The 24,695-nt window shown below is 65.9% G+C and carries 29 protein-coding genes; 14 read left to right on the forward strand and 15 right to left on the reverse strand.

Going from position 1 to position 24,695, the window contains the following annotated elements:
• Window positions 1-26 precede the first annotated feature (26 nt).
• Entirely contained in the window at window positions 27-752 is a 726-nt protein-coding gene (locus V6M63_RS17470; RefSeq protein WP_332743956.1) for an SIMPL domain-containing protein, read from the reverse strand.
• 64 nt (window positions 753-816) lie between these two features.
• On the opposite strand from V6M63_RS17470, the gene V6M63_RS17475 reads away from it, so the two are divergent.
• Both V6M63_RS17475 and V6M63_RS17480 read left to right on the forward strand, forming a co-directional pair.
• On the forward strand, window positions 817-2,124 hold the full coding sequence (locus tag V6M63_RS17475) for a Y-family DNA polymerase (RefSeq protein ID WP_332743958.1): 1,308 nt from the start codon (window positions 817-819) through the stop codon (window positions 2,122-2,124).
• Window positions 2,084-2,926 carry an enoyl-CoA hydratase-related protein gene (locus tag V6M63_RS17480; RefSeq protein ID WP_332743961.1) on the forward strand — a complete coding sequence of 281 codons (843 nt, stop codon included), beginning with the start codon at window positions 2,084-2,086 and terminating at the stop codon, window positions 2,924-2,926. Before V6M63_RS17475 ends, V6M63_RS17480 begins: the two co-directional genes overlap by 41 nt.
• A gap of 9 nt (window positions 2,927-2,935) precedes the next feature.
• Here V6M63_RS17480 and V6M63_RS17485 read toward each other — a convergent pair whose 3' ends face one another.
• Genes V6M63_RS17485 through V6M63_RS17500 form a run of 4 tightly spaced genes read right to left on the reverse strand, consistent with a single transcriptional unit; the run spans window position 2,936 to window position 5,017 of the window.
• Window positions 2,936-3,475: a cysteine hydrolase family protein gene (locus V6M63_RS17485; RefSeq protein ID WP_332743962.1), complete on the reverse strand. Its 540-nt coding sequence runs from the start codon at window positions 3,473-3,475 to the stop codon at window positions 2,936-2,938.
• A complete protein-coding gene (locus V6M63_RS17490; protein ID WP_332743963.1) occupies window positions 3,472-4,173 on the reverse strand; it encodes a hypothetical protein in 702 nt (233 codons plus the stop codon). The genes V6M63_RS17485 and V6M63_RS17490 overlap by 4 nt, the downstream gene beginning before the upstream one ends.
• Before the next feature lie 36 nt (window positions 4,174-4,209).
• Complete coding sequence (locus V6M63_RS17495; RefSeq protein WP_332743965.1) at window positions 4,210-4,569, reverse strand: VOC family protein; 360 nt, start codon at window positions 4,567-4,569, stop codon at window positions 4,210-4,212.
• A 49-nt stretch (window positions 4,570-4,618) separates the two neighbouring features.
• Complete coding sequence (locus tag V6M63_RS17500; RefSeq protein WP_332743967.1) at window positions 4,619-5,017, reverse strand: PPC domain-containing DNA-binding protein; 399 nt, start codon at window positions 5,015-5,017, stop codon at window positions 4,619-4,621.
• A gap of 82 nt (window positions 5,018-5,099) precedes the next feature.
• On the opposite strand from V6M63_RS17500, the gene V6M63_RS17505 reads away from it, so the two are divergent.
• The 3 genes from V6M63_RS17505 to V6M63_RS17515 are packed head-to-tail and all read left to right on the forward strand — an operon-like array spanning window position 5,100 to window position 6,697.
• Window positions 5,100-5,351, forward strand: a complete 252-nt coding sequence (locus V6M63_RS17505) for a type II toxin-antitoxin system Phd/YefM family antitoxin (protein WP_332743969.1) — start codon at window positions 5,100-5,102, stop codon at window positions 5,349-5,351.
• Window positions 5,348-5,602, forward strand: a complete 255-nt coding sequence (locus V6M63_RS17510; protein WP_332743971.1) for a Txe/YoeB family addiction module toxin — start codon at window positions 5,348-5,350, stop codon at window positions 5,600-5,602. The genes V6M63_RS17505 and V6M63_RS17510 overlap by 4 nt, the downstream gene beginning before the upstream one ends.
• A gap of 33 nt (window positions 5,603-5,635) precedes the next feature.
• Window positions 5,636-6,697 (forward strand): histone deacetylase family protein, encoded by a 1,062-nt coding sequence (locus tag V6M63_RS17515; protein WP_332743973.1) that lies wholly within the window; start codon window positions 5,636-5,638, stop codon window positions 6,695-6,697.
• Here V6M63_RS17515 and V6M63_RS17520 read toward each other — a convergent pair whose 3' ends face one another.
• Window positions 6,698-7,297 carry a ferritin-like domain-containing protein gene (locus V6M63_RS17520; protein ID WP_332743975.1) on the reverse strand — a complete coding sequence of 200 codons (600 nt, stop codon included), beginning with the start codon at window positions 7,295-7,297 and terminating at the stop codon, window positions 6,698-6,700. It lies immediately after the preceding gene.
• 208 nt (window positions 7,298-7,505) lie between these two features.
• On the opposite strand from V6M63_RS17520, the gene V6M63_RS17525 reads away from it, so the two are divergent.
• From V6M63_RS17525 to V6M63_RS17545, 5 genes are all read left to right on the forward strand, one after another.
• Complete coding sequence (locus tag V6M63_RS17525) at window positions 7,506-8,441, forward strand: DUF3034 family protein (RefSeq protein ID WP_332743976.1); 936 nt, start codon at window positions 7,506-7,508, stop codon at window positions 8,439-8,441.
• A gap of 23 nt (window positions 8,442-8,464) precedes the next feature.
• Window positions 8,465-8,941, forward strand: coding sequence for a group I truncated hemoglobin (locus tag V6M63_RS17530; RefSeq protein WP_332743978.1), 477 nt, complete (start codon window positions 8,465-8,467; stop codon window positions 8,939-8,941).
• 19 nt (window positions 8,942-8,960) lie between these two features.
• Window positions 8,961-9,620 (forward strand): cupredoxin domain-containing protein, encoded by a 660-nt coding sequence (locus V6M63_RS17535; protein WP_332743980.1) that lies wholly within the window; start codon window positions 8,961-8,963, stop codon window positions 9,618-9,620.
• Window positions 9,621-9,688: 68 nt separating this feature from the next.
• Window positions 9,689-10,261 (forward strand): RNA polymerase sigma factor, encoded by a 573-nt coding sequence (locus V6M63_RS17540; protein ID WP_332743982.1) that lies wholly within the window; start codon window positions 9,689-9,691, stop codon window positions 10,259-10,261.
• Window positions 10,262-10,270: 9 nt separating this feature from the next.
• Complete coding sequence (locus V6M63_RS17545; protein WP_332743984.1) at window positions 10,271-11,050, forward strand: anti-sigma factor; 780 nt, start codon at window positions 10,271-10,273, stop codon at window positions 11,048-11,050.
• Between the two features lie 6 nt (window positions 11,051-11,056).
• Here V6M63_RS17545 and queF read toward each other — a convergent pair whose 3' ends face one another.
• The 7 genes from queF to V6M63_RS17580 form a co-directional block, all read right to left on the reverse strand.
• Window positions 11,057-11,908, reverse strand: coding sequence for an NADPH-dependent 7-cyano-7-deazaguanine reductase QueF (gene queF / locus V6M63_RS17550; protein WP_332743986.1), 852 nt, complete (start codon window positions 11,906-11,908; stop codon window positions 11,057-11,059).
• Window positions 11,905-12,798, reverse strand: a complete 894-nt coding sequence (locus tag V6M63_RS17555) for an alpha/beta fold hydrolase (protein ID WP_332743988.1) — start codon at window positions 12,796-12,798, stop codon at window positions 11,905-11,907. Before V6M63_RS17555 ends, queF begins: the two co-directional genes overlap by 4 nt.
• 16 nt (window positions 12,799-12,814) lie before the next feature.
• Window positions 12,815-13,675, reverse strand: a complete 861-nt coding sequence (locus V6M63_RS17560; protein WP_332743990.1) for a 2OG-Fe(II) oxygenase — start codon at window positions 13,673-13,675, stop codon at window positions 12,815-12,817.
• A 10-nt stretch (window positions 13,676-13,685) separates the two neighbouring features.
• Entirely contained in the window at window positions 13,686-14,462 is a 777-nt protein-coding gene (yaaA, locus tag V6M63_RS17565; protein ID WP_332743992.1) for a peroxide stress protein YaaA, read from the reverse strand.
• Between the two features lie 94 nt (window positions 14,463-14,556).
• Window positions 14,557-15,147, reverse strand: a complete 591-nt coding sequence (locus V6M63_RS17570; RefSeq protein ID WP_332743994.1) for a DUF3501 family protein — start codon at window positions 15,145-15,147, stop codon at window positions 14,557-14,559.
• A gap of 36 nt (window positions 15,148-15,183) precedes the next feature.
• The gene (locus tag V6M63_RS17575; protein ID WP_332743996.1) at window positions 15,184-16,533 is read right to left on the reverse strand and encodes a (Fe-S)-binding protein; all 1,350 of its coding nucleotides are present in this window, start codon (window positions 16,531-16,533) and stop codon (window positions 15,184-15,186) included.
• 179 nt (window positions 16,534-16,712) lie between these two features.
• Complete coding sequence (locus tag V6M63_RS17580; RefSeq protein WP_056269717.1) at window positions 16,713-17,135, reverse strand: rubrerythrin family protein; 423 nt, start codon at window positions 17,133-17,135, stop codon at window positions 16,713-16,715.
• A gap of 287 nt (window positions 17,136-17,422) precedes the next feature.
• Between V6M63_RS17580 and V6M63_RS17585 the strand changes: the two genes are divergently transcribed.
• The 4 genes from V6M63_RS17585 (at window position 17,423) to V6M63_RS17600 (ending at window position 23,258) form a co-directional block, all read left to right on the forward strand.
• Entirely contained in the window at window positions 17,423-18,034 is a 612-nt protein-coding gene (locus V6M63_RS17585; RefSeq protein ID WP_332743999.1) for a VOC family protein, read from the forward strand.
• Window positions 18,035-18,351: 317 nt separating this feature from the next.
• Window positions 18,352-20,076, forward strand: a complete 1,725-nt coding sequence (locus V6M63_RS17590) for an FAD-dependent oxidoreductase (protein ID WP_332744001.1) — start codon at window positions 18,352-18,354, stop codon at window positions 20,074-20,076.
• Window positions 20,073-20,270: a DUF2783 domain-containing protein gene (locus tag V6M63_RS17595; RefSeq protein ID WP_332744003.1), complete on the forward strand. Its 198-nt coding sequence runs from the start codon at window positions 20,073-20,075 to the stop codon at window positions 20,268-20,270. The genes V6M63_RS17590 and V6M63_RS17595 overlap by 4 nt, the downstream gene beginning before the upstream one ends.
• Window positions 20,271-20,354: 84 nt before the next feature.
• Window positions 20,355-23,258, forward strand: a complete 2,904-nt coding sequence (locus V6M63_RS17600; RefSeq protein WP_332744005.1) for a valine--tRNA ligase — start codon at window positions 20,355-20,357, stop codon at window positions 23,256-23,258.
• Between the two features lie 122 nt (window positions 23,259-23,380).
• On the opposite strand, the gene V6M63_RS17605 is transcribed toward V6M63_RS17600, so the two are convergent.
• Window positions 23,381-24,421 (reverse strand): NAD(P)-dependent oxidoreductase, encoded by a 1,041-nt coding sequence (locus V6M63_RS17605; protein WP_056269732.1) that lies wholly within the window; start codon window positions 24,419-24,421, stop codon window positions 23,381-23,383.
• 24 nt (window positions 24,422-24,445) lie between these two features.
• Complete coding sequence (locus V6M63_RS17610; RefSeq protein ID WP_332744007.1) at window positions 24,446-24,673, reverse strand: sulfurtransferase TusA family protein; 228 nt, start codon at window positions 24,671-24,673, stop codon at window positions 24,446-24,448.
• Window positions 24,674-24,695: the final 22 nt, after the last annotated feature.

The raw sequence follows: 24,695 nt of genomic DNA on the forward strand, positions 1-24,695 counted from the left end.
GGTGCCGAAGGCGACGTGGGGGGTGTTCACTTCAGCTCGTATTCGAACGTGCTCACCACGCGCAACCGCTTCATGCGCGAGCTGCCGTCGTCAAAATCGTTGCCGTCGTCGCCGGTGATGCGGATCACGCCCTGGTTGGCGTTCTTCAGCGGGCCGAGCTGCGCGCCGGCTTCGGCCGCGAACTTGTCGGCCTGCTCGCGCGCGTTGCGGGTGGCTTCGGCCAGCAGCGGGGCCTTGATGTCGTTGAAGCCGCGCAACTGGAAACGCGGTCCGCTGCGGCCGCCCTCGTTCTCACCACCGAGCTGCACACCCGCCTGGATCAGCGGGTCCACCGCGCGGGCAGCACCCTCCACCTCGGCCACGCGGGCCGATTTCACCAGCACCTGACCGGTGCCGTTGAAGCGGAACGGCTGGTTGCCCTGCGCGTACTCGCGGGTGAACAGGTCTTGCACCTGCAGCGGCTTGGCCTCCACCTCGGCGTCGGTAAAGCCACGCGCCTTCAGGAAGGCCGCCACCTTGTCGCGGTCACCCGCCAGGGCCTGCTGCACACCGCCGAAGTCGTTGCCCGCACGGCGGAACGACAGCGTCCACACGGCGAAGTCGCTCTCCACGTCCTTTTCGGCCAGACCCTTGACCGTGACCGAGCGGTCCGACATGCGGAAACGCTCCAGACCATGGCTCACGGCGAAGCCGGCGATGGCGATGCCGGCGGCGATCAGCAGGGCGGTGACGAGGCGGGCAATGGTGTTCATGAAAAGTCCTCCTGATACGGTGTGCCGGCCTTGGGCCAGCATCTCGCGCCATGGTAATCCCGCTATGCTCGACCGCGTGGACGCCCCTTCCGACCAGACCCTGCCGCGGCGCATTGCGCACCTGGACATGGACGCGTTTTTCGCGTCGGTCGAGTTGCTGCGTTACCCGCAGCTCAAAGGCCTGCCGGTGGTGATTGGCGGCGGACGGCGGCGCGAGGACGACCTGCTGCTGCGCCTGCGCGAGGCCTACCCGGATCGCGAATGGGCCACCGACAGCCTGGACCACATCCCGGTCGACTTCTTTCCGCGCCTGGCCGGCTACACCGGGCGCGGCGTGGCCACCACCGCCACCTACGCGGCGCGGCAGTTCGGCGTGGGCTCGGCCATGGGCTTGATGAAGGCCGCCAAGCTGTGCCCGCAGGCCATCCTGCTGCCGGTGGACTTTGAAGAGGTGCGCCGCATTTCGCGCCTGTTCAAGAGCACCATCCGCGAGATCGCGCCGGTGGTGGAAGACCGCGGCGTGGACGAGGTCTACATCGACTTCACCCACGTACCCGGCGGCCAGCGCGAAGGTGGGCGGGTGCTGGCGCGACTGATCCAGAAGAGCATCTTCCAGGCCACGGGCCTGACCTGCTCCATCGGTGTCGCACCCAACAAGCTGATTGCCAAGATGGCCAGCGAGTTCAACAAGCCCAACGGCATCAGCATCGTGCAACCGGGCGACCTGCAGGCGCTGATCTGGCCACTGCCCTGCCGCAAGATCAACGGCGTGGGGCCCAAGGCCGATGAAAAACTGCAAGGCCACGGCATCCACACCATCGGCGAGCTCGCGCAGCGCGAACGCGGATGGCTGGTTGAACACTTCGGCAAGAGCTACGGCGCCTGGCTGCACGAGGTGTCCTGGGGCCGGGACGAGCGCGTGGTGCAGACCGAGAGCGAGCCGGTGAGCATGAGCCGCGAGACCACCTTCGAGCGCGACCTGCACGCCGTGCGCGACCGCGCCGAGCTCGGCGCCATCTTCACCCGCCTGTGCGAACAGGTGGCCGCCGACCTCGGCAACAAGGGCTATCTGGGCAAGACCATCGGCATCAAGCTGCGCTACGACAACTTCCAGAGCGTCACGCGCGACGTGACCCTGGACAGCTTCACCGCCGACCCCGCGACCATCCGCCGCCAAGCCGGCCTGTGCCTCAAGCGGGTGGACCTCTCCCGGCGCATCCGCCTGCTCGGGGTGCGCGTCGGCAAGCTCGTCAAGCCCGGGACAGACGGCAGCGTGCCGCAGGTCTACAGTGAGCCGGCTTCACCACCCCCACCACGAGACAAGACCCGCCATGACCGCAACGACCTGCTTTTCCCTGAGCTCGACGGATAGCGTCGCCCACCTGGTGATGAGCCGCCCGGCCGAGCTCAACACCATGAACCCGACCTTCTGGCGCGAGCTCGATGAGGTGCTGACAACGCTGCACAACGAAGGCACCGCGCGCGCCCTGGTGATCAGCAGCACCGGCAAACATTTCAGCGCCGGCATGTCGCTGGACACGTTCGCGGGCGCCATCAGCATGGACGACCAGAGCCCGGAAGGCCGCGCCGCCATCTTCGACCTGCTCACCGACATGCAAGCCACCTTCACGAAACTGGAGAACCTGCGCATCCCGGTGATCTGTGCCATCCAGGGCGGTTGCATCGGTGGCGCGGTCGACATGGTGACCGCCGCCTGCATCCGCTACGCCTCGGCCGACGCCTTCTTCTGCATCCAGGAAATCAACATCGGCATGGTGGCCGACGTGGGCACGCTGCAGCGCCTGCCCAAACTGATGCCGCTGGCGGTGGTGAAGGAGTTGGCCTACACCGGCCGCCGCCTGAGTGCGAGCAAGGCGCTGGCCCACGGCCTGGTCAACGAGGTGTTCGACACACACGAGGCCACGGTGGCCGCGGCGCTGCAGTGCGCGAAAGAAATTGCGTCCAAACCCCCGGTGGCCATCTGGGGCACCAAGCAGGCGGTGAACTACGCGCGCGACCACTCGGTGGAAGACAGCCTGCGCCAGATGGGCTGGCTGCAGGGTGCGGTGTGGAGCAACGCGCACGTGCGCGAAGCGATCAGCGCGATGAAGGACAAGCGCGCGGGCGACTTCACGCCGCTCTCGGCCCTGCAGCCGTTCAAGACGCTGGGCTGAGCGACCGCCTCAGGCCGCGATCTTCAAGTCGGCGCTGGCCACCGCGCGCACGCGTGGCCCAAAGCTGGCGATGTTGGTCAGCGTCGCGTTGTGGTGATCGATCACCTGGCGCGGCGTGAGCACCGCATTGCCGGCCGAGGTGTGCGCGTCGGCCACCAGCGTGACCGGGTAGCCCAGCGCGAGCGCGCGGCGGGTGGTGGTGTCCACGCAGAACTCGGTGTGCATGCCACAGACGATCAGCTCGCTCACGTCGTGCAGTTGCAGCAGCGCCTGGAGATCGGTGTTCAAGAATGAGTCCGGCGTGGTCTTGCGCACCCGAAAATCGCCCGGGTCCACCTGCAGGCCATCGGCCAGCTGCCATTCGCGGCTGGCGTGTTCCAGGTAGCCGGTCGGGGACTCGTGCTGGATGAACACCACGGGCACGTGGGCGCTGCGGGCCTGGGCGGCCAGGTGGTTGATGCGCACGATCACCGCGTCGGATTCGAACGCACGGCCCTCGCCTTCGCACAGGCCTTGTTGCACGTCGATGATCAGCAGAGCGCTGGTCATGGCCTGACCCTCGCTGCCAGGGATGTCACTTCGGTTGTGGTGAGCGCGTGAACAGCCTCGTAGCCCGCACCCACCACCTCGACAGCGCCGTGCCGCTCCAACGCCGCAGCGCCGAGGCGAGCCTGCGCGAGCCCGGCAACGGCAGAGCGCTCATAGCCGGTCACGAGCAAGGCCCAGTCCACACCGGTGTCGGCGCCCCGAATCCGTTGTTCAGCGGTCATCTCGGGCGTCAGACCGCTGCGCAGCAGGTGAACGCTGCTCAGGCCACGCTGCTCGGGGAGCGGGGGCAACATCTCCTGGCTCAGCCAGGATTCGAGTGACGCGTCGTTGCCAGGACCCGGCTTGAAGCGAAGCAGCAATCCAAAATTCCCCAAGCCATGCCCGTGGCTGCTGGCCACAGTGCACAGCCCGCGCGTCATGCCGCGGTAGTTCGGCATCATCTTCTGCGTCCAGGGCGATGGGTTGTTCAGGCGCTCCAGGTAGGCGGGCGAGGCGAGCGTTTCCAGGCGCTCGACTTCGTAGAGCACGAGGTACCTGGGCGCCCCCGAGGTGGCCACCCAGCGTGTTCCCCTGAGAAAACCGGGGATCGACAGGCGCTCGGGCAAGTGTTCGTGGGTGTGCCAGTCATCGTGTTCGGTGATTGCTTCTTCGACGATGTCGAAGGACAGCAGCATGGCGGCTTGGCCTAACAAGGGCATCGGGGTTCCTTTACTTCCATGCGGTTTGCACCGGCGTCAGGCGTCCGGTGCGGACCACACCGCAAACTCGTTGCCGCTGGGCTCAAGAAAATGGAACCGTCGCCCGCCCGGAAACGGGAAGATCGGTTTCACGATCTTCCCGCCAGCGGCGGTGACCTTGGCCAGCGTCTCTTCGAGGCTGTCACTGTAGAACACGATGAGTGCGCTGCCGTTGCCGGTGGTGGCCGCCATGTCCGACCTGAAAAATCCACCGTCCAGGCCTTGGTTCGAGAAGGCCACGTATTCGGGGCCGTAGTCCTCAAACGACCAGCCGAAAGCTGTCTGGAAAAACGCCTTGGTGGCCTGGAGGTCTCGGGCGGGGTACTCGACGTAGTTGATCTTCTCGTGTGCTGGCATGTCGGTTTCCTTTCCTCATTCTTGATGCCTGGATGGATGTTCACGGCCCTCACACGGAAGACCGGACAACCAGTTCCTTGAAGCCCGTTGCCTCATCGTGTTCGCGCGTGAGCGTGCCGTGCGGCAGCAGCGCCAGCAGCACCTCGGCCGTGGTCCTGACCGTGCTCCCGTAGCCCAGGTGACCACCGACCACACGGCCCGTTGCATCGGCCACCGACATGTGCAGGTGGGCACCCGCCGCGCTGAGACTGCCGGACAGGCTCACGATTTCCAGCGGCCCGGTGAGCATGCTTGCGTCTGGCGCGTCCGCGTAGCGCAGGCTGGCCTGCACGAGACTGCCCATGCCCGCCACCACGAAGGCGGAGTCCGTGCCCTGGCTGGTCGGGAGCGCTTCCAGGGCGCGCCGAAGGTCGGCGCCGGGGGAGAGTCGGATGGGGAGGAGAGACATGCGGGCGGTGGTGCACTGCGGATGGGGTTGAACGCTTTCGGGAACCGAGTTGTACAATAACACGTACTTACTGGAGATCACCATGGACGCCATCACTTATTCGTCTGCCCGCGCCAACCTGGCCCGCACCATGGACCGCGTTTGCGACGACCACGAGGCGCTGATCATCACGCGCAATGGCGAGCAATCGGTGGTGATGCTATCGCTTGAAGACTACCAAGCACTTGAAGAAACCGCCTATCTTCTGCGCAACCCGACGAACGCCAAGCGCCTGCTCTCCGCTGCGGCGCAGCTGTCTGCCGGCAAAGGCGTGGAAAGAAAGCTGGCGCAGTGAAGCTGATCTTTGCCGACGAAGCCTGGGAAGACTATGTGTACTGGCAGAAGCAAGACCGAAAGATGGTGGAGCGGATCAACAAGCTGATTGCCGAAGTCAAGCGCGATCCGTTCGCCGGCGTCGGGAAACCGGAGCCGCTCAAACATGCCCTGTCGGGCTTCTGGTCGCGGCGCATCAACGACGAGCACCGCATGGTCTACAAGGTCGAAGGGGCTTCACTGTTGATTGCCCAGCTTCGGTACCACTACTGAACCCCGAACCGCCCAGTTCCGAACTGCACTTCCATGAAAACCTTCCACAACCCCCACCACGCCGCCCACGCCGGCCAGCAAGAGATGTTTCGCGGGCGCATGGTGCCCTGCCACGAGGTGCCCGCACGGCTGGACTTTGTCCTGGCCGAGCTGGAGCACCGTCCGCTGGGCGCACTGCAAACGCCCGAGGTGGATGACGCCGCCTTGGACGCCGCCATCGGCCGTGTGCACAGCGCGCGTTATGTGGACTTCCTGCGCGGTGCCTGGGCGGAGTGGGTGGCCATGGACCCAGCCAATGCGCAGCGCGATGCGTTGCCCTCGGTGTGGCCACTGTCCAACCGCCACGGGTTTCGCAACGATGTGTTACCCACCAACTTTGCAGCGCGACTGGGTCTGTTCAGCTTTGATTCGGGTTCGCCGCTCACGGCGGGCACCTGGGCTGCCGCGCGCGGGGGAGCCGCCTGTGCATTGGCGGCGGCACAGGACGTGTCAGCGGGTGCGCGCAGTGCGTTTGCACTCTCGCGCCCGCCCGGTCACCACGCGGGGCCCGACTTTCTGGGCGGCTATTGTTTCCTGAACAACGCAGCCATCGCCGCGCAGGCGCTGCGCGATGCGGGCCACGCGAAGGTGGCGGTGCTGGACGTGGACTACCACCACGGCAACGGCACGCAGACCATCTTCTATGAGCGAGACGATGTGTTCACGGTCTCCATCCACGGCGATCCGGCCACCGAATACCCTTTTTTCCTGGGCCATGCGGACGAGCGCGGCGCGGGTGCGGGCGAGGGTTTCAACCTGAACCTGCCGCTGCCGCGTGGCACCGGCTTCTCCATCTGGCAAGAGACGCTCAACACCGCCCTGCAAGCGGTCCAGCGGTTCGGCGCGACAGCCTTGGTGGTGCCCATGGGGCTGGACACCTTCGAGGGCGACCCGATCTCGGGCTTCACCTTGAAGAGCGCCGACTACTTCACCATGGGCAAAGCCCTGGCCGGTGCCGGGCTGCCCACGGTGTTCACGTTTGAAGGCGGCTACGCGGTGGACGCCGTGGGCACCAACGCGGTGAACCTGCTCGAAGGTTTCCAGCAGGCCGCCTGATCAGGCGCCGTACGAGAACGCGCCGGGGGGCAGCGGACGGCCCAGGGCGCTGGTGAGCACGGTGTAGTGCATCGTTTCGTCGGCGGCCAGGCGCGCAGCCACCTTGGCCAGCTCGCGGTCACCCAGTGCCGGAATCACGCTCAGGTAGGCGTTGGTGGCGCCCAGCTCCAGGCGGGCAGCCAGGTCCAGCACATCGGCCTGGCTCTTGAGTGATGCGGCATTGAGCGACTTGGCGTAGTCCTCCAGCTTCATCTCGGCCACCGGCTTGCCGCCCAGCTTCTGGATGGTGGCGATCAGAGCGTCGCGGTGGGTCTTGTGGTGACCCTGGAACTGCACCGCCACGTCGAGCACCGGCTTTTGCAACAGGCCGCTGCCGGCGCCGAGCTGGTAGGCGTTGATGGCTTCGTGCTCCAGGCCGAGCGCCACGTTGAGGATGCCCACGTCCTTGGACATGTCCATCTTCTGGCCGTGGTTGGCGGCCAGTACTTCCTGGCCGGCGAGCAGGGCCACGGCGGCGGCGGAGAGCACACCACCGCTGCGCATGAAGCCGCGGCGCGATGCTGGAGAGATCAGGGAGTCGGGGGTCTGGATCTTGTTCATGGGTGTTCCTTGGTTGGGTGGGGCGATCAGCTGTCCATCGGCACCAGGCCTTGTGACAACCGTCACGTCGAATACGCAACCCCCACCGCCGGTGGATTCACAAAGCCCCTCAATTGCTGCGGGCCACGGCCGTTTGAGGTCGGTTGAATCCACTTTGTCAGGCGTTGCGTATCCAGAGGGCCTCTCAACAACCCACGACCCGCTCACCATGCCCATCCACATCGACCTCCCCATTCGACTCCTGCCCCTGGCCGCAGCCGTTGCGTTGCTGGCCACGTTCCCCGCCCGTGCCGACACCGGCAAGCTGCTGCTCACGGGGGGAGTGAGCAGCATTGAAGGCGCGGCAGGTGGTGGCATTTCCCCCTGGGCCGTGATCGGCAGCCAGGCCACCGAAGGCGAAGTGGGCGCATCGGCCTATCTCAGCCGCGCCAGGACGCGGGACTACGGCCTCACCGCCTATGGCGTGGCCGTGGGCATCCACGACCGTGTCGAACTCTCGGTGGGCCGGCAGGACTTCAACACCGGCATCACCGGCACGGGCCTGGGCCTGCCGGGCCTGCATCTGAAGCAGGACATCGTGGGCGCCAAAGTGCGCGTGGCCGGTGACGCTGTGCTGGACAGCGACAGTCTGATGCCGCAGATCGCCGTGGGCGTGCAGTTCAAGAACCTGCAGTCCTCCGGCCTGGACGGCACGCTGAGCGCACTGGGCGCCAAGCGCCACGGGGCCGACGTGTACTTGAGCGCGACCAAGCTGTTCCTCGCGCAAGGCATCCTGGTCAACGGCACGCTGCGTGCGACCAAGGCCAACCAAGGCGGCCTGCTGGGCTTTGGCGCCACGCTGGGCGGTGCCGACAACGGCTACGAACTGCAGCCGGAGATGTCGGTGGCGTATCTGATCAACCGCAAGCTGGCGGTGGGCTTTGAATACCGCGCCATGCCCAACAAGCTGCAGCGCGCCGGCCAGGCCGCGGGCCTGGGCGCTGGCCTGCGCGCCGACGACTGGAAAGACATCTTCATCGCGTACGCGCCGAGCAAGAACGTGTCCATTACCGCCGCCTACGTCGACCTGGGCCGCATCGTGCCGGCCACAACCGGTGGGCGCAAGCAGACGGGTGTGTACGTCTCAGCCCAGATTGCCTTCTGAACTCTTCTCCATTGAGCCTCAACATGAAACACCTCATCACCTCCACCGCCCTCACCCTGCTCGCCCTCGCCAGCGGCGCCACGCTCGCCCAGACCCTGCAACCCACCCCTTCGGCCGCCAGCGCCTACCCGGTGGCACCGGCCGCCGGTCTCTACCAGGCCTTCGGCGAAGAGGCCGGCATCCGCGGCCTCATGGACGACTTCGTGGTTCGCCTCAAAGCCGACCCACGCATCGGCGAGCAGTTCAAGGACACCAACCTGGCCAACCTCGCGAAGTCCCTGAGCGACCAGCTCTGCCAGCTCTCGGGCGGCCCCTGCGTCTACAAGGGCCCCGACATGAAATCCGCGCACGCCGACCGCGACACGACCCGTGCCCAGTTCAACGCCCTGGTTGAAGTGCTGCAGCAGAGCATGGACGCGCGTGGCATTCCGTTCACGCGCCAGAACCAGATGCTCGCGCTGCTGGCCCCGATGCACCGCGACGTGATCACGGTTCGCTGAAACGTCACCGAGTCCACTCATGAAACACCCGAACTGCGCCGCGTTGCTGATCGCCGCCGCCACGCTGTTGCCCCTGGCCGCGCAGGCCGCCACCGTGCAGGTGACCGTGCTCGGGCGCGACGGCAGACCCTTGTCCGATGCGGTGGTGGTCATCGAGCCGACGTCGGGCGCCAAGCCGGCAGCCCCGGCACCGGTCTCGGCCGTCGTCACCCAGCAGAAGATGCAGTTCGTGCCTGGCACCAGCGTGGTGCCGGTGGGCTCCAGGGTGACCTTCACCAACCTCGACGGCTGGGAACACCATGTGCGCGGCGTGCCGGCGGGCCTGGCCTCGCTGAATGCCGGCACATCGTCCGGCTTTGAGCTGCGACTCGATGGCAAGGCCGAAGGCAAAGAACCCGCCAGCACCGAAGTAACGCTGACCAAGGCTGGCACGGTGCAGCTGGGCTGCCACCTGCACGGCTCCATGCGCGGCTTCATCTTCGTGACCGACTCGCCCTGGACGCTGGTGACCGACGCGAACGGCGTGGCCACGGTGCAAGGCGTGCCCGAGGGCGCTGCCAAGGTGCGCGTGGTGCACGCTGACCAGATCCTTGAAGCACCGCCGGTGGCGGTCAACATCACGCCGGTCACGGCCCTGAGCCTGCCCACGCAGGTGCAGCCGCGTCGGCGCCGACCATGAACCCCCTGCCCGCCTTCTTCCATGCCCCGGCGCGGGCATGGGGCAAGCCGGTGCCCCACAATGCCCGCATGAGCGCACAACCCGACGACCAACTGCTGGCCCTGCTCGACCGCGTGGCCCAGCGAGACGAGGCCGCCCTCAAGGCCCTCTACGACACGACATCGTCCAAGCTCTATGGCCTGGCCATGCGCGTGGTCGGCAAAAGCGAATGGGCCGAAGACGCGCTGCAGGAAACCTTTCTGCACATCTGGCGCAGCGCCGGCGACTACCGCGCCTCGCTCAGCCCCCCCATGGCGTGGCTGGGCCTGATCGTGCGCAGCCGCTCGCTGGACTACCTGCGCCGGCGCGCCGCCGAGCGCACGCACCTCACCGACGAAATCGACGATGCGATGGCGGACACGATGGAAGGCCATTCACCCAACCCGATGGACACCACCCTGGCGAGCCAGCAGGCATGGGCGCTGCACCAGTGCCTGGCGAAGCTGGAGAACCGCCAGCGCGAGGTGGTGAGCCTGGCCTACCTGCGCGACCTCAGCCACAGCGAGCTGGCCGAGCAGCTCAGCCTGCCCCTGGGCACCGTGAAGACGTGGATACGCCGCGGGCTGGACCAGTTGCGCAACTGCATGGCGCGCTTTGCCTGAGGACACGCCATGAACCTCATTCAACACCCCGAACTGCTCGACCGGCTGGCCGCAGCCCACGCGCTGGGCACCTTGCGCGGTGGCGCCCGTCGCCGCTTTGAAGCCATGGCCCGCGAGCAAGCCCCGGTGCGCGCCGCCGCCCTGGTGTGGCAAAGCCGCGTGTCCAGCATGAACGAACTGCAGACACCGCAGCAACCCGCGCCCGCCGTGTGGACGCGCATTGAAAACCTGGTGCAGGGCGAGAGCCAGCAGCAGGCCATGGCCGACGCCCGCGCCCAACCCGAGAAGCCACCAGCCAGCGGCTGGCTGCGCAGCCTGGCGCTGTGGCGCGGTGCCACCGCCGCGGGTGCACTCGCCACCGTGCTGGCGCTCGTGAGCGCCGTGGGCTTGCGCGACAACCTGGGCGCGCAGATCGACGAACTGCAGGCCAGGCTCTCGGCCACACCGCAGATCGAATACGTGGCCGTGCTCAACGACGACCAGGCCAGCGCGGCGATGCTGATGACCTTCGACCCGAAGAACGGCAAGCTGACTTTGCAACGCGTGGGCGGCTTCCAGGAAGCCAGCGACAAGTCGCTGCAACTCTGGGCCCTGCCGCCCTCGGGCGGACCGCGCTCACTGGGCGTGCTGAGTCAGGAACGTTTGCTGCAGCTCACGGCTGGCGAAGCCGACGTGCGTGAAGTGCCCGCCTTGGCCATCAGCCTGGAGCCCAAGGGCGGGGTGCCGAGCGAACGCGGCCCGACCGGGCCGGTGCTGTTCAAGGGTGCGCTGATCCAGAAGATGCTGTGACGCAGCTCACTGCCGCGCCGTGCGCACGTTGGCCGGCGGCGACTGCGGGTGGCTGGTGCGCCAGGGGTTGATGTCCAGGCCGCCTCGTCGCGTGTAGCGCGCGTACACCGCCAGTTTGGTCGGCTTGCAGCGCGCCAGGATGTCCATGTAGATGCGCTCCACGCACTGCTCGTGGAACTCGTTGTGGTTGCGAAAACTCACGATGTACTGCAGCAGTCCGGCCTGGTCGATCTGCGGGCCGCTGTAGCTGATCTGCACGCTGCCCCAGTCGGGCTGACCGGTCACGAGGCAGTTGCTCTTGAGCAGGTGGCTCACCAGGATTTCATCCACCGGCTTTTCATCGAACGCCGCGGTGAGCAGCTCGGGCGCGGGCTGGTAACGCGTGCACTCCACATCGAGCCGGTCGATCGACAAACCGGCGAGTTCCTGCACTTTTTCGCGCTCCAGTTGCTCGGGCAGCAGCAGCTTCACGCCCGCGCTGGACTGCAGGGGGCCGCCGTGCCAGATGGCGGCGCTCACGTCGGCACGGATGCGGTCACGCACCGCGTCGGCGCTGGCGAAGCTGCTGTTGTTGAAGCTGTTGAGGTAGAGCTTGAACGACTTGCTCTCCACGATGTGCGTGCTCTCGCAGGGCACGGTGATGTGGGCCAGGGCGACCTGCGGCTTGCCGCGTGGGTTCAGCCAGCTGAGCTCGAACGCGGTCCACAGATCGGCGCCGAGAAAGGGCACGCTGCCGGTGATGCCGATCTCGCGGCGCTTGGTCTCGCGCGGCAGGGGAAACAGCAGGCCGGCATCGTATTGATCCACGTAGGCCGAGGTCTGGCCGAGTTGCGATTGTTCGGGGGTGTTCGGGTTCATGTGGGGACCTGTGCAGTCTGGAGGTGCGCAACGATGTGAGTGGCCAGCAGCATGGCCACGCCGGGCGGCCAGTCGTGGCCCATGCCTTCGATGGATTCAAACCGCGCACCAGCGATGCGCGCGGCGGTGTCCTGTCCACAGGCCAGGGGCACCAGCGGGTCGGCCGTGCCGTGCACCACCAGCGTGGGGCAGACGATGCCCTGCAGCACGGTGTGGCGCCGCGTGTCGGACACCACGGCAAGCAACTGCCGCGCCTCGCCGGCAGGCCGGTGGCTGCGCACCGCATCGGCCAGCACACGCTGTTCGAAGGCGGGCATGTCTTGCGGGAAGGCGGGACTGCCGATCATTCTGAACAGGTTCAGTGCATGGGCGGCCACGTCTTCGGGGCGGCGGCCGCGTGGGCGCTTGAGCAGGGCGCGGCTCACGTCGGCGCGCGGGCCGGGCAGGCCTGGCGCCCCGCTGGAGCTCATCACGCTGGTGAGGCTCAGCACGCGGCCGGGCACGGTGGCGGCGATGCGCTGCGAAATCATGCCGCCCATGGAAACACCCACCAGATGGGCGCGCTGCACATCCAGCGCATCGAGCAGGCCGATGGCGTCCTGCGCCATGTCCTGCAGGCTGTAGGGCGATCGGACGGCCAGGCCCAGGCGGGATCGGACGACCTGCCAACCGATGTTGGGCACGCCGAGGTGGTCCAGCGCGCTGGAGAGTCCGATGTCGCGGTTGTCGAAGCGGATCACGCGATAGCCGGCCTGCACGATGGATTGCACCAGTGGGGCGGGCCATGCGGTGAGCTGCATGCCGAGGCCCATGGTCAGCAACACGACCGGGGCGTGCTCGTCGCCGTCGCTCTCGTATTCAATGCGCAGGCCGTTGTGGGTGATGTTCATGCGTGGGGGTGTGGCTTCAGACGAACTCGCGTTCGCGCAGCCATTTGGTGGCCACCCACTTGTCCCCTTCGATCACCGGTGCGCCGCCGTGCAGCGTGCGGGTCGAGGGGTGAGGTCGATCGTAGTTGAAGAACACCGCGTTGCCGCGCACGGGGGCCACCTCCAGCCCGGCGTCGGGGAAGGTGGTGCCGCCGCCGCGCGCGGGCTCGCTCAGGTACATCACCAGCGTGGCCAGGCGCTGCCCGCCGCGCTTGAGGATGGTGGGCGTGCCGGGTTCGTCGGGGTCGAAGTAGTCGTAGTGCGGCTTGTACTCGGCGCCCGGGCGGTAGTGCAGCACCTGAAAGCCTTCGCCGTTTTCCACCGGCCAGTTCAGCAGGCGGGCAATGCGCGCCTCGATGCGTGCGACCTCGGGCGTCTGCCCGCGCGCGAAGAACATGCCGCTGCTGGTGCGGTCCGGGTTGAGCTCCTCACCACCGGTCTTGGTGGCCACGGTGAGCGAGCGCGCCAGTTGCGGGCGGGCCGATTCGATCAATGCATCGCACTCCTCGGCGCTCAGCAGGTTGCCCAGCACCACCACGCGCGGCTGGCTCAGCGAAGCGATCACGTCGACCATGCGGTCGCCCGCGTCGATCTGGCGCGGCGACAAGCTCAGGTCCAGGTCGGGCAGACGGCGCAATGCCGTGGCGCCTTCGCGATGCACGGCCAGGGCGGGCCGGGTCGGCGCGGGCTCCTTCCAGGTGGCCTCCAGCGCCTTGAGCGCCACCGACGTTTGCCAGCCCGAGGCCACCATGGACGCCATCACCACCTCGCGCGAGAAGCCGGCCGCGGCTTGCTCCGCGATCCACTGGCGCAGTTCGATGGTGACGGACTGGTTCATGGCCATCTCCTCAAGCCTTGGCCTCGCGGCGGAACACCAGGCGGTCGGGCCCGGAGGCTGCGTTGTTGAAACGGTAGCCCTCCAGGTCGAAATGTTTGAGTTGCTCGGGCGTGCTGGCGCGGTGCTGCACGGCATAGCGCACCATGAGGCCACGCGCGCGCTTGGCCATGAAGCTGATGACCTTGTAGACATCGGCCTTGCGCTCTTCAAACACGCAGGTGACCACGCGCGGCAGCAGCACTTTGCGGTCCACCACCTTGAAATACTCTTCGCTGGCGAGATTGATCACCACCGGGCTCACGTCGGCCCGGGCGCGTTCGTTGAGGTGGTCGGCAATGCTCCGGCCCCAGAACCCGTAGAGGTTCTTGCCGCGGCCGGTGGCCAGGCGCGTGCCCATCTCCAGCCGGTAGGGCTGCATGAGGTCGAGCGGGCGCAGCACGCCGTACAGGCCACTCAGGATGCACAGGTGTTGCTGCAACCAGTCGAGATCGGGCTGGGCGAGTGTCTTCGCATCGAGCCCGCCGTACACGTCGCCGTCAAAGGCCAGCACGGCTTGCTTGGCATTCTTGGTGGTGAACTTCGGGCGCCAGGCCTGGTAGCGCGCCACGTTCAGGCCCGAGAGCGTGTCGGACAGGCTCATGAGGTCGGCGATCTGCTGAGGCGATTGGTCGCGCAGCACGCTGATGAGCTCGGTGGCCTGCTTCACGAACAGCGGCTGGGTGTGGGTGGCCACATGGGGCGGAGTCTCGTAATCGAGTGCCTTGGCGGGGGAAATGAGAAACAGCATGTTGAAGGGGGCGCCAGGCGGGTTCGCAGGTGTGCGGTGAATCAATGAAAAGGGCTTCCCCAAGGGAAGCCCCGATTATCGCCACCGCACCGGTTTACTTCAGGTCGCCCGCGAGAGAGGCCAGCGCTTCAGGGGACACCTGCACATGCGCGGGGTAGTGGGTGTGATCGCAGCCGATCTTCACCGCAGCGCCAGCCTGGATGGCCGCGCGCATGGGGGGCGTGAATTCGAAGCGAACGAAGTGCACCGCCGAGGTCTTCACGTCGTTCTCGCGGTCCATGTCTTCGTCGGCAATGGCGTAGACGCGCGCATACCCTTCAACCTCGACGAACAAACGGTCCTCCACACCGATCAGGCGCGCGAGCTCGCGCTTGCGCTCGTTGACATCGGTGTACTCGATCATCATCGTGGCCTTCCAGTTGTGGCCATCGGGCACCAGCGGCGCATAGGCCTCGATTTCCTGCTGGATGCCCTCTTCCTCGAACACCTTCTCGACGCGCAGCATCTCCTGAATCTGGTAGCGGATGGTGGTCTCGCTTTCGAACTGCAGGTTGATGTGTTCGCCCAGCCGCACGCTGCGCAGCTTGCGGTGCGCGATCACGTCAGGCTTGTGCACCTTGCGCCACTTGGTGTAGGCCTCCAGGCTCATGAGGCTGTCGGCGGTGATGTGACCGGTGAGTTGCATGTTGTCTCCTTCAAGGTTTTGCCGTGGAGGCTGTCTTCATTTCAGTCCATAGGCCCGGGCGACCAGACTCAACGGGTGTTGCAGCTCCGGCGCACCCAGGCCGTTCACCTCAAACCCCTGCGCGATGTGGTGTCCCCCCAGCGGGCAGTCCGAGCTGATGTAGTCGGGCTTGGTGCCGTCCTTCATGGTCGCCATGGCCTTGAACACCGGCTTGCCGATCTTCATCGCGGTCTGGTGGTAGGCCTTCTTCACGCCGAAGGTGCCGGCGTGGCCCGAGCAGCGCTCGATGGTGTTGAGGGTGGTCTCAGGGATCATCTTGAGCATCTCTTCGGTCTTGCGCCCGATGTTCTGCACCCGCCCGTGGCACGGAATCTGGTAGCTCACGTTGCCCAGCTTCTGCGGGAATTCGGTCTTGAGCAAGCCGTCGCGCTTGCGCGCCATGAAGTACTCGAACGGATCCCACAGGTGTTCCTTCACCAGTTGGGTGTCGGCATCGTCGGGGAACATGAGCGGGATTTCCTGCTTGAACATCAGCGCGCAGCTCGGCACCGCGGCCAGGATGGCGAAGCCGTCCTTCGCGTACTTCGCGAGCACGGGGATGTTGGCCTCCTTGCTCGCCTGCACGGCGTCCAGGTCGCCCAGCTCCAGCTTGGGCATGCCGCAGCATTTTTCCTTCTCCACGATCACGTACGGGATCTCGTTGTGGTCCAGGATCTTGAGCAGGTCCAGGCCAATGCCGGGTTCGTTGTAGTTGATGTAGCAGGTGGCGAAGATGGCGACCTTGCCGGGCGTTTTCTCGCCGTCCTTGACCACCGTGGCCCGCGCTTCGGGCGGACCGGAGCGGAACCGCCTGGTGGCGAGGTCAGGCAACCAGGCGTTCTTGTCGACACCGGCCACGCTTTCCAGCACGTTGCGCGCCACCTTTGTCTTGTTCACCGCGTTGACGGCCTGAACCACGATGGGGATGCCGGCGAACTGGCCGTGCACGTCGGTGGAGGCGAGGAGCTTCTCGGCCAGGCCGACCCCACCCTTCTTGAACTTGATGGACTTGGCGCGCAGCATGGTGTGCGGGAAGTCGAGGTTCCACTCGTGCGGCGGGGTGTACGGGCACTTGGTCATGAAGCAGAGGTCGCACAGGTAGCACTGGTCGACCACCTTCCAGTAGTCCCGCTTGTCCACGCCGTCCACTTCCATGGTCTTGCTCTCGTCGACCAGATCGAACAACGTGGGAAAGGCCCCGCACAGGCTCACGCAGCGGCGGCAACCATGGCAGATGTCGAAGATGCGCTCCATTTCCTGGAGACACGCTTCTTCGTCGTGGAAGTCGGGGTTCTTCCAATCAAGCGGATGCCGCGTGGGCGCCTGCAGATTGCCTTCGGTGGCCATGGGGTCCTCGGCGAAAGAAAAATGACTTCACAAGGTTTCCGTCAGGGCTCCAAAAGCCTTGACGGAAACGCTGCGCTCCAGTGAGCGCAGCTTCCAGGACACCGCGGAACTGGCTCCGCCAGGCCGCAGGTGTCTCCCCCTGCAAGGGGGTCGCGCGCAGCGCGGCGGGGGTGAGCCAGTCAATCCACCAGCTCGTTCAGCGCCTTGGTGTAGCGGTTGGCGTGCGAGCGCTCGGCCTTGGCCAGCGTCTCGAACCAGTCCGCCACTTCGTCAAAACCTTCCTCGCGCGCGGTCTTGGCCATGCCGGGGTACATGTCGGTGTACTCGTGGGTTTCACCCGCGACGGCCGACGCCAGGTTCAGGCGGGTGGCGCCGATCGGCATGCCGGTGGCGGGGTCGCCGGACTGCTCCAGGAATTCAAGATGACCATGCGCATGGCCGGTCTCGCCTTCGGCGGTCGAGCGGAACAGCGCCGCCACATCGTTCTGGCCTTCCACGTCGGCCTTGTTTGCGAAGTACAGGTAGCGGCGGTTGGCCTGGGATTCGCCGGCGAAGGCGTCCTTCAGGCATTGCTCGGTTTTCGAGCCTTTCAATGCGGGCATGTGGTTCTCCTTGCGTGGGTTGAAGAAGCGCTCAACGGGTGCAGGGCCGTGCCCGCATCCGCAGAGACTGGCAAACCTTAGTCCTGGTGGGGAGCAACGTCTAATTGTTCTGGGCTATGCGCTGGATTGCTCCCGACTATCAACCCAGCTCAACTGGTAACCAACCCCACCGCCGTCGACAGCCCTGAGGGAAAGCCGCAAACTGGTCTCGATTGCAGGGTATTTGATTACGATAAGGGAAATGCGTTGCATAATGTTGAATCACACTCGATCTTGAGGAGACATCCATGAACCCAGTCACCCTGCCCGCCCCGGCACCGATCCAGCAGCTGCACCACTACGCCTACCGGGCGAAGGACGCGGAAGAAACGCGTCGTTTCTACGAAGACATCCTGGGCCTGCCGCTGTACCACATCATCCAGAGTGACCACGTGCCCAGCACGGGTGAGTACTGCCCGTACACGCACTTCTTCTTCCGCTTGCAGGACGGCTCCTTCATCGCCTTCTTCGACCTGGGCGACGACGAGGCCGCGCTGCCCAGTCCGAACACGCCGAAGTGGGTCAACCACATCAGCTTTCGCGTGAACACCGAACAGGAGCTGGAGAACACCAAGGCACGGCTGGAAGCCAGCGGCATCGAGGTGCTGGGTGTGACCGATCACCACATCTTCAAGAGCATCTACTTCTTCGATCCGAACGGTATTCGCCTGGAGTTGACGGCGCAGTTGGCCGACGAGTTCGAGATGCTCGAAGAAAGCAAGACGGCCCATGCGAGGCTGGCCGAGTGGAATGCACGCAAGGAGCAGTGGCGCCGCGAGCGTGCCGAGGGCAAGACGGCTGCGCCGCTGAAACCGCAGCAGAACGATAGGCCTGAGGTGACCGGGCTTGTGAAGGGTTGAGGTTTTTGGCGTTGGCGGTGCTCCGGTCTGCGATGACGGGCGAACGGCTCCGCGAATGTCCCCCGGTGGCCTGCGGCCACCTCCTCCTTTATTTCGCTGCGCCATTCGCCCAGTCAGCACAGACCTCCTGACGCTCCACCGAGGGTTCACAGGGGTGCCACTGGCGCAAGGGTGCATGGTGTTCTGCGCAGCGAAATAAAGGAGGAGGCGGCACCAGCCGCCGGGGGACATTCGCGGAGCAGAGCGCCATGCACCCTTGAGCCCGCGAGATGTCCGCCCAAAACGAGACGAAATGAAACAAGAGGAGCGATGAGTCCATGACCACGTACCGAGAAACAGCACTCACCAACAGCTACGAGTTCACCGCGGGCGCCGGCTACGAACTGCCCGAGTACCCGTTTGTGGAACCGCCTGAACTGCACAGCCCGACCCTCGTGCGGCACCCCGTGGTGATCGTGGGCGGTGGCATCACCGGCCTCACCCTCGCCTGCTCGCTGGCCCGCCTGGGCGTGCGAGCGGTGCTGATCGACGAAGACAACACCGTGGGCGTGAAGGGCGCGTCTTCGCGCGGCATCTGCTACACGCAAAAGTCGCTCGAAATCTTCGAACGCCTGGGGCTCTTTGATCGCATCGCCGCCAAGGGCGTGCAATGGAGCGTGGGCCGCACCTTCGCCGGCGAGGACGAGGTCTACAGCTTCGACCTCCGTCAACAAGGCCAGTACCACCTCTCGCAGCAACCACCCTTCATCAACATCCAGCAGTTCTACATCGAAGGCTTCCTGGTCGAGCGCATCCAGGAGCTCGGCGCCGTGGAGCTGCGCTGGCAGAACCGCCTCACCGCCTTCGAGCAAAACAACGACTTCGCCACGCTCACCGTGGAGACGCCCGCCGGCAGTTACCGCATGGAAGCCGAACACGTGATCGACGCCACCGGCTCGCACAGCCCGCTGCGCAAATGGCTCAACGTGCCCTTCGACTCACGCCGAGGCGACGACCGCTGGTGCATCGCCGACGTGCGCTTCTCCACCCACCCGCCGCAGGAGCGCCACACCTGGATCGAAGCACCGTTCAACGAAAACCGCGCGGTCTGGCAGCACCTCATGGCCGACGACGTCTGGCGCATCGACTACCAGATGGCGCCCAACGCCGACCCCGAAGTCGTGAGCCGCGAGGACGTGGTGCGCGAACGCCTGGCACGCCAGTTCGGGCCCGATGTGCAGGTTCAGATCGTCTGGGTCGGCCCCTACGCCTACCGCAGCGAGTGCGTGCACGCCATGCGCCACGGTCGCGTCTTCCTCATGGGGGACTCGGCCAAGGTGGTCAGCCCGTTTGGCGCGCGCGGCGGCAACACCGGCGTGGCCGACGCCGACAACCTGGCCTGGAAGCTGGCGGCCGTGCTCTGCGGCAAGGCCGATGGCGCACTGCTGGAGAGCTACAACGACGAGCGCCTGGACGCCGCGCAACAGAACGTGTGCGTGACCAACCGCACCGCGCGCTTCCTGCGCCCGGCCGATGGCACCGAGCGCGTGTTCCGCCAGGCCGCCATCGGTCTGGCCAAACAGCACCCGTTTGCCCGCACGCTCATCAACACCGGTCGCATGGCCGTCGCCAATACGTACGCCCGCTCGCGCGCCTGCACCTACACACCGGTCAGTGCCGCGGGCCAATCGGTGCAGAACGTGGGGTTTGAATGGGCCGACGGTTCGCAGGGCGATGTGAACGACCTGCTCAACTGGGCCCACGGCGACCTGCTGGTGCTGGTGTTCGGCGACCTGCCGGGCGCCGCCCTGCAGCGCCTGCGAAGGCTGTGCCTGGACGCACCGGTGCGCAGCGTGCAGGTGCTGGGTGCTGATGGCACCGCGCAGGCACTCGAGCACGTGCGCGACCCCCGGGGCCATTTGCAAGGTGCCTGCCACGTGTTCGGCCACGCCTGGGCGCTGGTGCGCCCCGACGGCTACCTGGCCGCGACGGGAGAGACCATCAACGCCCAGCTGGTGCGGGCGATCGAACGATCGCTGGGCCTGCGCGGAGACCAGCCATGAAAACCAACCCCCATTTCCAGGACGCCGACGCCTTCTACGAACAACTGCTCGACGCCCACGCGGGCCTCAGCCGCGAAGACTCGGAGTTGCTCAATGCGCGCCTGATCCTGCTGCTGGCCAATCAGATTGGGGATGCGAGCGTGCTCAAGGCGTGCATCGACGCCGCGCGCGATATGCCCGCCACCCCGGTCTGAGGGACCTGTCGAATAAAATTCGCGGGTAATCCCATTTCCCCTGACGGCATCCTGCGGGATGCCGTTTCCATTTTGGCGCGCCCCATGACCGACACCCTGAACCAACCCGGCCTGCAGTCCCTGGCCAAATCGTTCGAACCCGCTCCGCTCGAAGCCCGCTGGGGCCCCGAGTGGGAACAGCGCGGCTACGGCGTGGCGGGCTTTCGCGGCACCGGTGCGCCCCATGCCGACGCACCGTCGTTCGCGATCCAGCTGCCCCCGCCCAACGTGACCGGCACGCTGCACATGGGCCACGCGTTCAACCAGACCATCATGGACAGCCTCACGCGATACCACCGCATGGCCGGCGCCAACACGGTCTGGGTGCCCGGCACCGACCACGCCGGCATCGCCACGCAGATCGTGGTGGAGCGCCAGCTGCAGGCGCAGGGCATCAGCCGCCACGACATGGGACCCACGCCCGCCGAGGCGCGCAAGAATTTCGTCGCCAAGGTGTGGGAGTGGAAGGAAGAAAGCGGCAACACCATCACCACGCAGATGCGCCGCATGGGCGACAGCGTGGACTGGAGCCGCGAGTACTTCACCATGGACGAGAAGCTCTCGACCGTGGTCACCGAGACCTTCGTGCGCCTGTATGAACAAGGCCTGATCTACCGCGGCAAGCGCCTGGTGAACTGGGACCCGGTGCTCAAGACCGCCGTGTCCGACCTCGAAGTGGAGAGCGAGGAAGAAGAAGGCTCGCTGTGGCACATCGCCTATCCGCTGTCGGATGGCAGCGGCTCGCTGACCGTGGCCACCACGCGCCCCGAGACGCTGCTGGGCGACGTGGCGGTGATGGTGCACCCGGAAGACGAGCGCTACACCCATCTCATCGGCAAAACGGTGAAGCTGCCGCTGTGCGACCGCGACATCCCGGTGATCGCCGACACCTACGTGGACCGGGCCTTCGGCACCGGCGTGGTCAAGGTCACGCCCGCGCACGACACCAACGACTACGCCGTGGGCCAGCGCCACGGCCTGCCCATCATCGGCGTGCTCACACTGGACGCCACCATCAACGAAAACGCGCCGGCCAAGTACCAGGGCATGGACCGCTTCGTTGCGCGCAAGGCGGTGGTGGTCGACCTCGAGGCCGCAGGCCTGCTGGTGGAGACCAAGAAGCACAAGCTCATGGTGCCGCGCTGCGCGCGCACAGGCCAGGTCATCGAACCCATGCTCACCGACCAGTGGTTCGTCGCCATGCAGTCCAAAGGCAACGAGCAGAACACCAGCGGCACCTCCATCGCCGACAAGGCCATCGCGGCCGTGCAGTCGGGCGAGGTCACGTTCGTGCCCGAGAACTGGGTCAACACCTACAACCAGTGGATGAACAACATCCAGGACTGGTGCATCAGCCGCCAGCTCTGGTGGGGTCACCAGATCCCCGCCTGGTACGACGAAGCCGGCAACGTGATCGTGGCGCGCAACGAAGCCGAAGCGCAGGCCAAAGCCCCAGGCCAGACGCTCGTGCGCGACCCCGACGTGCTCGACACCTGGTACTCGTCGGCCCTCGTGCCCTTCAGCACCATGGGTTGGCCGAACCAGAAGGACGGCGCGACCGACGACTTCAACCTCTACCTGCCCAGCACCGTGCTGGTCACGGGCTACGACATCATCTTCTTCTGGGTCGCCAGGATGATCATGATGACGACGCACTTCACTGGCCGCGTGCCGTTCAAACACGTCTACATCCACGGTCTGGTGCGCGATGCGCAGGGCCACAAGATGAGCAAGAGCGAAGGCAACGTGCTCGATCCGGTGGACCTGATCGACGGCATCTCGCTCGCGCCCCTGCTGGAGAAACGCACCACCGGCCTGCGCAAGCCCGAGACCGCGCCCAAGGTGCGCAAGCAGACCGAAAAGGAATTCCCGGACGGCATTCCGGCCTATGGCGCCGATGCGCTGCGCTTCACCTTCGCCGCGCTGGCCTCGCTGGGCCGCAGCATCAACTTCGACAGCAAGCGCTGCGAGGGCTACCGCAACTTCTGCAACAAGCTCTGGAATGCCACGCGCTTCACGCTGATGAACTGCGAGGGCCAGGACTGTGGCCTGGAAGACCACACCAAGGCCGAGTGCGCGGTGGGCCAACCGTTCCACGGGTACCTGAGCTTCAGCCAGGCCGACCGCTGGATCTCCTCGCTGCTGCAGAAAACCGAAGCCGAGGTGGCCAAGGGCTTCGCAGAGTACCGGCTGGACAACGTGGCCAACACGATCTACGACTTCGTCTGGAACGAGTTCTGCGATTGGTACCTGGAGATCGCCAAGGTGCAGATCCAGACCGGCGATGCGTCGCAACAGCGCGCCACCCGCCGCACACTCATTCGCACACTCGAAGCCATCCTGCGTCTGGCGCACCCGGTGATCCCCTTCATCACCGAAGAGCTGTGGCAGAAGGTCGCGCCCGTGGCCGGTCTGCCGGGCGAGTCGGTGAGCATCGCGCGTTACCCGCAGGCCCAGCTCAACAAGATCGACGAGGCATCGATCGCCCACGTCACCAAGCTCAAGGCATTGGTGGACGCCTGCCGCAATCTGCGCGGCGAGATGAGCGTTTCACCGGCGACACGCCTGCCGCTGTACGTGCTGGGCGACACCGCCTACATGCAGGCCATGGGCCCGGTGCTGCAAGGCCTGGCCAAGCTGAACGAGGTGAAGGTATTCACCGACGGGGCTGCTTGGGCGGCGGCTGCACAAGCAGCCCCGGTGGCCGTGGTCGGCGAGGCCCGCCTGTGCCTGTTCATGGAGATCGACGTGGCTGCCGAAAAGCTTCGGCTGGGCAAAGAGGCCGCGCGGCTGGAAGGCGAGATCACCAAGGCCACGGCCAAGCTGTCCAACGAAGCTTTCGTGGCCAAGGCGCCCCCGGCCGTGATCGATCAGGAAAGAAAGCGCGTGGCCGACTTCACCGCGACGCTGGAGAAGATGCGCGAGCAACTGCAGCGGCTGGGCGCCTGAGAGAGACTCAAAAAATCTCTCCGGAGAGAAGAGTCTTATTCAGAAATGCCGCGGGACTGGCTTTGCCAGACCGCAGACATTGCCCCCCTTGCAAGGGGGGTCGCGCGCAGCGCGGCGGGGGGTTACCCGCGATGCAATGCGAGCGAGCCCCACTGCGACGGCGTGACCGCCTGCGGGTCTTCTGGCTCGTGGTACTCGAGGCTGTCGAGCACCGAAAAATCGCTCACCCGCCCTTCCTGTCCCACGGCATGCGGCGACAGGGTTTCGTGGATGCGATGTGCCACGTACCAGCTCGCGCGCAGCTTGGCTTCACGGGTGTGCGAGCCCAGCCGCGGTGTGAGGTGCAGGTTGGGGATGCCGTGCAAGGGTGTGCCTTCGGCAGCGAACTGCGGATTGGCGCCGTCCATCAAGCACGCATCGATGCGCCCATCGCACAGCGCCAGCGCCAGCGCATCGGCATCAAACAGCGTGCTGCGGCTCACGCCCACCCAAAGCTGGCCCGCCTTGCAGTGGTTGAGCAGTCGCTCGTTGATCCAGCCGCGAAAACGCGAGGCATAGACCATTTGCAGCGAGATCGCGTCCGAGCGGGACAGCAGGTCCTGCAGGGTCACAGGCTCCACGCCGAGCTTGTTCCAGATGGCCGCGGCGTGGTGCACCGCCGGGTCGTAGCCCAGCAGGCGCACACCCAGGCTTTTGAGCATGGGCGCCAGCGTGTGGGCCACGGGCGCCAGGCCCAGCAGACCCACAGTGCTGCCGGAGAGCTCGCGACCCATGCGCACCTGGGAAATCTTGCGGCCGAGCAGCGCGCTGATCATGCCGCGGCGGTACAGCATGAGCAGGCCGTAGAGCAGGTACTCGGCATTGGACCGCACGGTGGCGCTGCGCGCCTGCAACACGCGCACATGGCGCCGCGCACAGGCATCGAGATCGGTGTTGTCGCTGGAGATCTGCATGCGCGCCACGATCTCGAGCTTGGGCGAGAAATTGAGGAATTCTTCGGAGACGACCACGTGCGGCGGCAACACGATGGCGCGCGTCTTGTAGGTGGCCTTGCGCAACTCCACCGGATCGTCGCCCAGCTCGGGGCGATACGTGACCTCGTGCCGCTCCTGCAACCAGGACAGGGCCTCAGGCACCAGTGGGTCGACGAGCAGGACTTCCATGGGATGGACCGATGCGGGCAGGCTTCAGCGACGTTTGAGCAGCGTGAAGTATTCGTTGCCCACCGTTTGCTGTTCGACCAGCACATTGCCGGTCTGTTTGGCAAAGGCCTGGAAATCACGCACCGAACCCGCGTCAGTGGAAATCACTTTCAGGGTCTGGCCACTGTGCATGTCGGCCAGGGCCTTCTTGGCTTTCAGGATGGGCAGCGGGCAGTTCAAACCGCGGGCATCGAGTTCTTTGTCGGCGTGCATGGGGGCTTTCCTTGGAATTGAA

Source organism: Hydrogenophaga sp., from assembly GCF_036675665.1.
Lineage (GTDB): Bacteria > Pseudomonadota > Gammaproteobacteria > Burkholderiales > Burkholderiaceae_C > Hydrogenophaga.

Excerpts from the sequence above, each read along its gene's own strand:
- V6M63_RS17470 (WP_332743956.1), bottom strand. The coding sequence starts at position 752 with ATGAACACCATTGCCCGCCTCGTCACCGCCCTGCTGATCGCCGCCGGC.
- V6M63_RS17475 (WP_332743958.1), top strand. The coding sequence starts at position 817 with ATGCTCGACCGCGTGGACGCCCCTTCCGACCAGACCCTGCCGCGGCGC.
- V6M63_RS17480 (WP_332743961.1), top strand. The coding sequence starts at position 2,084 with ATGACCGCAACGACCTGCTTTTCCCTGAGCTCGACGGATAGCGTCGCC.
- V6M63_RS17485 (WP_332743962.1), bottom strand. The coding sequence starts at position 3,475 with ATGACCAGCGCTCTGCTGATCATCGACGTGCAACAAGGCCTGTGCGAA.
- V6M63_RS17490 (WP_332743963.1), bottom strand. The coding sequence starts at position 4,173 with ATGCCCTTGTTAGGCCAAGCCGCCATGCTGCTGTCCTTCGACATCGTC.
- V6M63_RS17495 (WP_332743965.1), bottom strand. The coding sequence starts at position 4,569 with ATGCCAGCACACGAGAAGATCAACTACGTCGAGTACCCCGCCCGAGAC.
- V6M63_RS17500 (WP_332743967.1), bottom strand. The coding sequence starts at position 5,017 with ATGTCTCTCCTCCCCATCCGACTCTCCCCCGGCGCCGACCTTCGGCGC.
- V6M63_RS17505 (WP_332743969.1), top strand. The coding sequence starts at position 5,100 with ATGGACGCCATCACTTATTCGTCTGCCCGCGCCAACCTGGCCCGCACC.
- V6M63_RS17515 (WP_332743973.1), top strand. The coding sequence starts at position 5,636 with ATGAAAACCTTCCACAACCCCCACCACGCCGCCCACGCCGGCCAGCAA.
- V6M63_RS17520 (WP_332743975.1), bottom strand. The coding sequence starts at position 7,297 with ATGAACAAGATCCAGACCCCCGACTCCCTGATCTCTCCAGCATCGCGC.
- V6M63_RS17525 (WP_332743976.1), top strand. The coding sequence starts at position 7,506 with ATGCCCATCCACATCGACCTCCCCATTCGACTCCTGCCCCTGGCCGCA.
- V6M63_RS17530 (WP_332743978.1), top strand. The coding sequence starts at position 8,465 with ATGAAACACCTCATCACCTCCACCGCCCTCACCCTGCTCGCCCTCGCC.
- V6M63_RS17535 (WP_332743980.1), top strand. The coding sequence starts at position 8,961 with ATGAAACACCCGAACTGCGCCGCGTTGCTGATCGCCGCCGCCACGCTG.
- V6M63_RS17540 (WP_332743982.1), top strand. The coding sequence starts at position 9,689 with ATGAGCGCACAACCCGACGACCAACTGCTGGCCCTGCTCGACCGCGTG.
- V6M63_RS17545 (WP_332743984.1), top strand. The coding sequence starts at position 10,271 with ATGAACCTCATTCAACACCCCGAACTGCTCGACCGGCTGGCCGCAGCC.
- queF (WP_332743986.1), bottom strand. The coding sequence starts at position 11,908 with ATGAACCCGAACACCCCCGAACAATCGCAACTCGGCCAGACCTCGGCC.
- V6M63_RS17555 (WP_332743988.1), bottom strand. The coding sequence starts at position 12,798 with ATGAACATCACCCACAACGGCCTGCGCATTGAATACGAGAGCGACGGC.
- V6M63_RS17560 (WP_332743990.1), bottom strand. The coding sequence starts at position 13,675 with ATGAACCAGTCCGTCACCATCGAACTGCGCCAGTGGATCGCGGAGCAA.
- yaaA (WP_332743992.1), bottom strand. The coding sequence starts at position 14,462 with ATGCTGTTTCTCATTTCCCCCGCCAAGGCACTCGATTACGAGACTCCG.
- V6M63_RS17570 (WP_332743994.1), bottom strand. The coding sequence starts at position 15,147 with ATGCAACTCACCGGTCACATCACCGCCGACAGCCTCATGAGCCTGGAG.
- V6M63_RS17575 (WP_332743996.1), bottom strand. The coding sequence starts at position 16,533 with ATGGCCACCGAAGGCAATCTGCAGGCGCCCACGCGGCATCCGCTTGAT.
- V6M63_RS17580 (WP_056269717.1), bottom strand. The coding sequence starts at position 17,135 with ATGCCCGCATTGAAAGGCTCGAAAACCGAGCAATGCCTGAAGGACGCC.
- V6M63_RS17585 (WP_332743999.1), top strand. The coding sequence starts at position 17,423 with ATGAACCCAGTCACCCTGCCCGCCCCGGCACCGATCCAGCAGCTGCAC.
- V6M63_RS17590 (WP_332744001.1), top strand. The coding sequence starts at position 18,352 with ATGACCACGTACCGAGAAACAGCACTCACCAACAGCTACGAGTTCACC.
- V6M63_RS17595 (WP_332744003.1), top strand. The coding sequence starts at position 20,073 with ATGAAAACCAACCCCCATTTCCAGGACGCCGACGCCTTCTACGAACAA.
- V6M63_RS17600 (WP_332744005.1), top strand. The coding sequence starts at position 20,355 with ATGACCGACACCCTGAACCAACCCGGCCTGCAGTCCCTGGCCAAATCG.
- V6M63_RS17605 (WP_056269732.1), bottom strand. The coding sequence starts at position 24,421 with ATGGAAGTCCTGCTCGTCGACCCACTGGTGCCTGAGGCCCTGTCCTGG.
- V6M63_RS17610 (WP_332744007.1), bottom strand. The coding sequence starts at position 24,673 with ATGCACGCCGACAAAGAACTCGATGCCCGCGGTTTGAACTGCCCGCTG.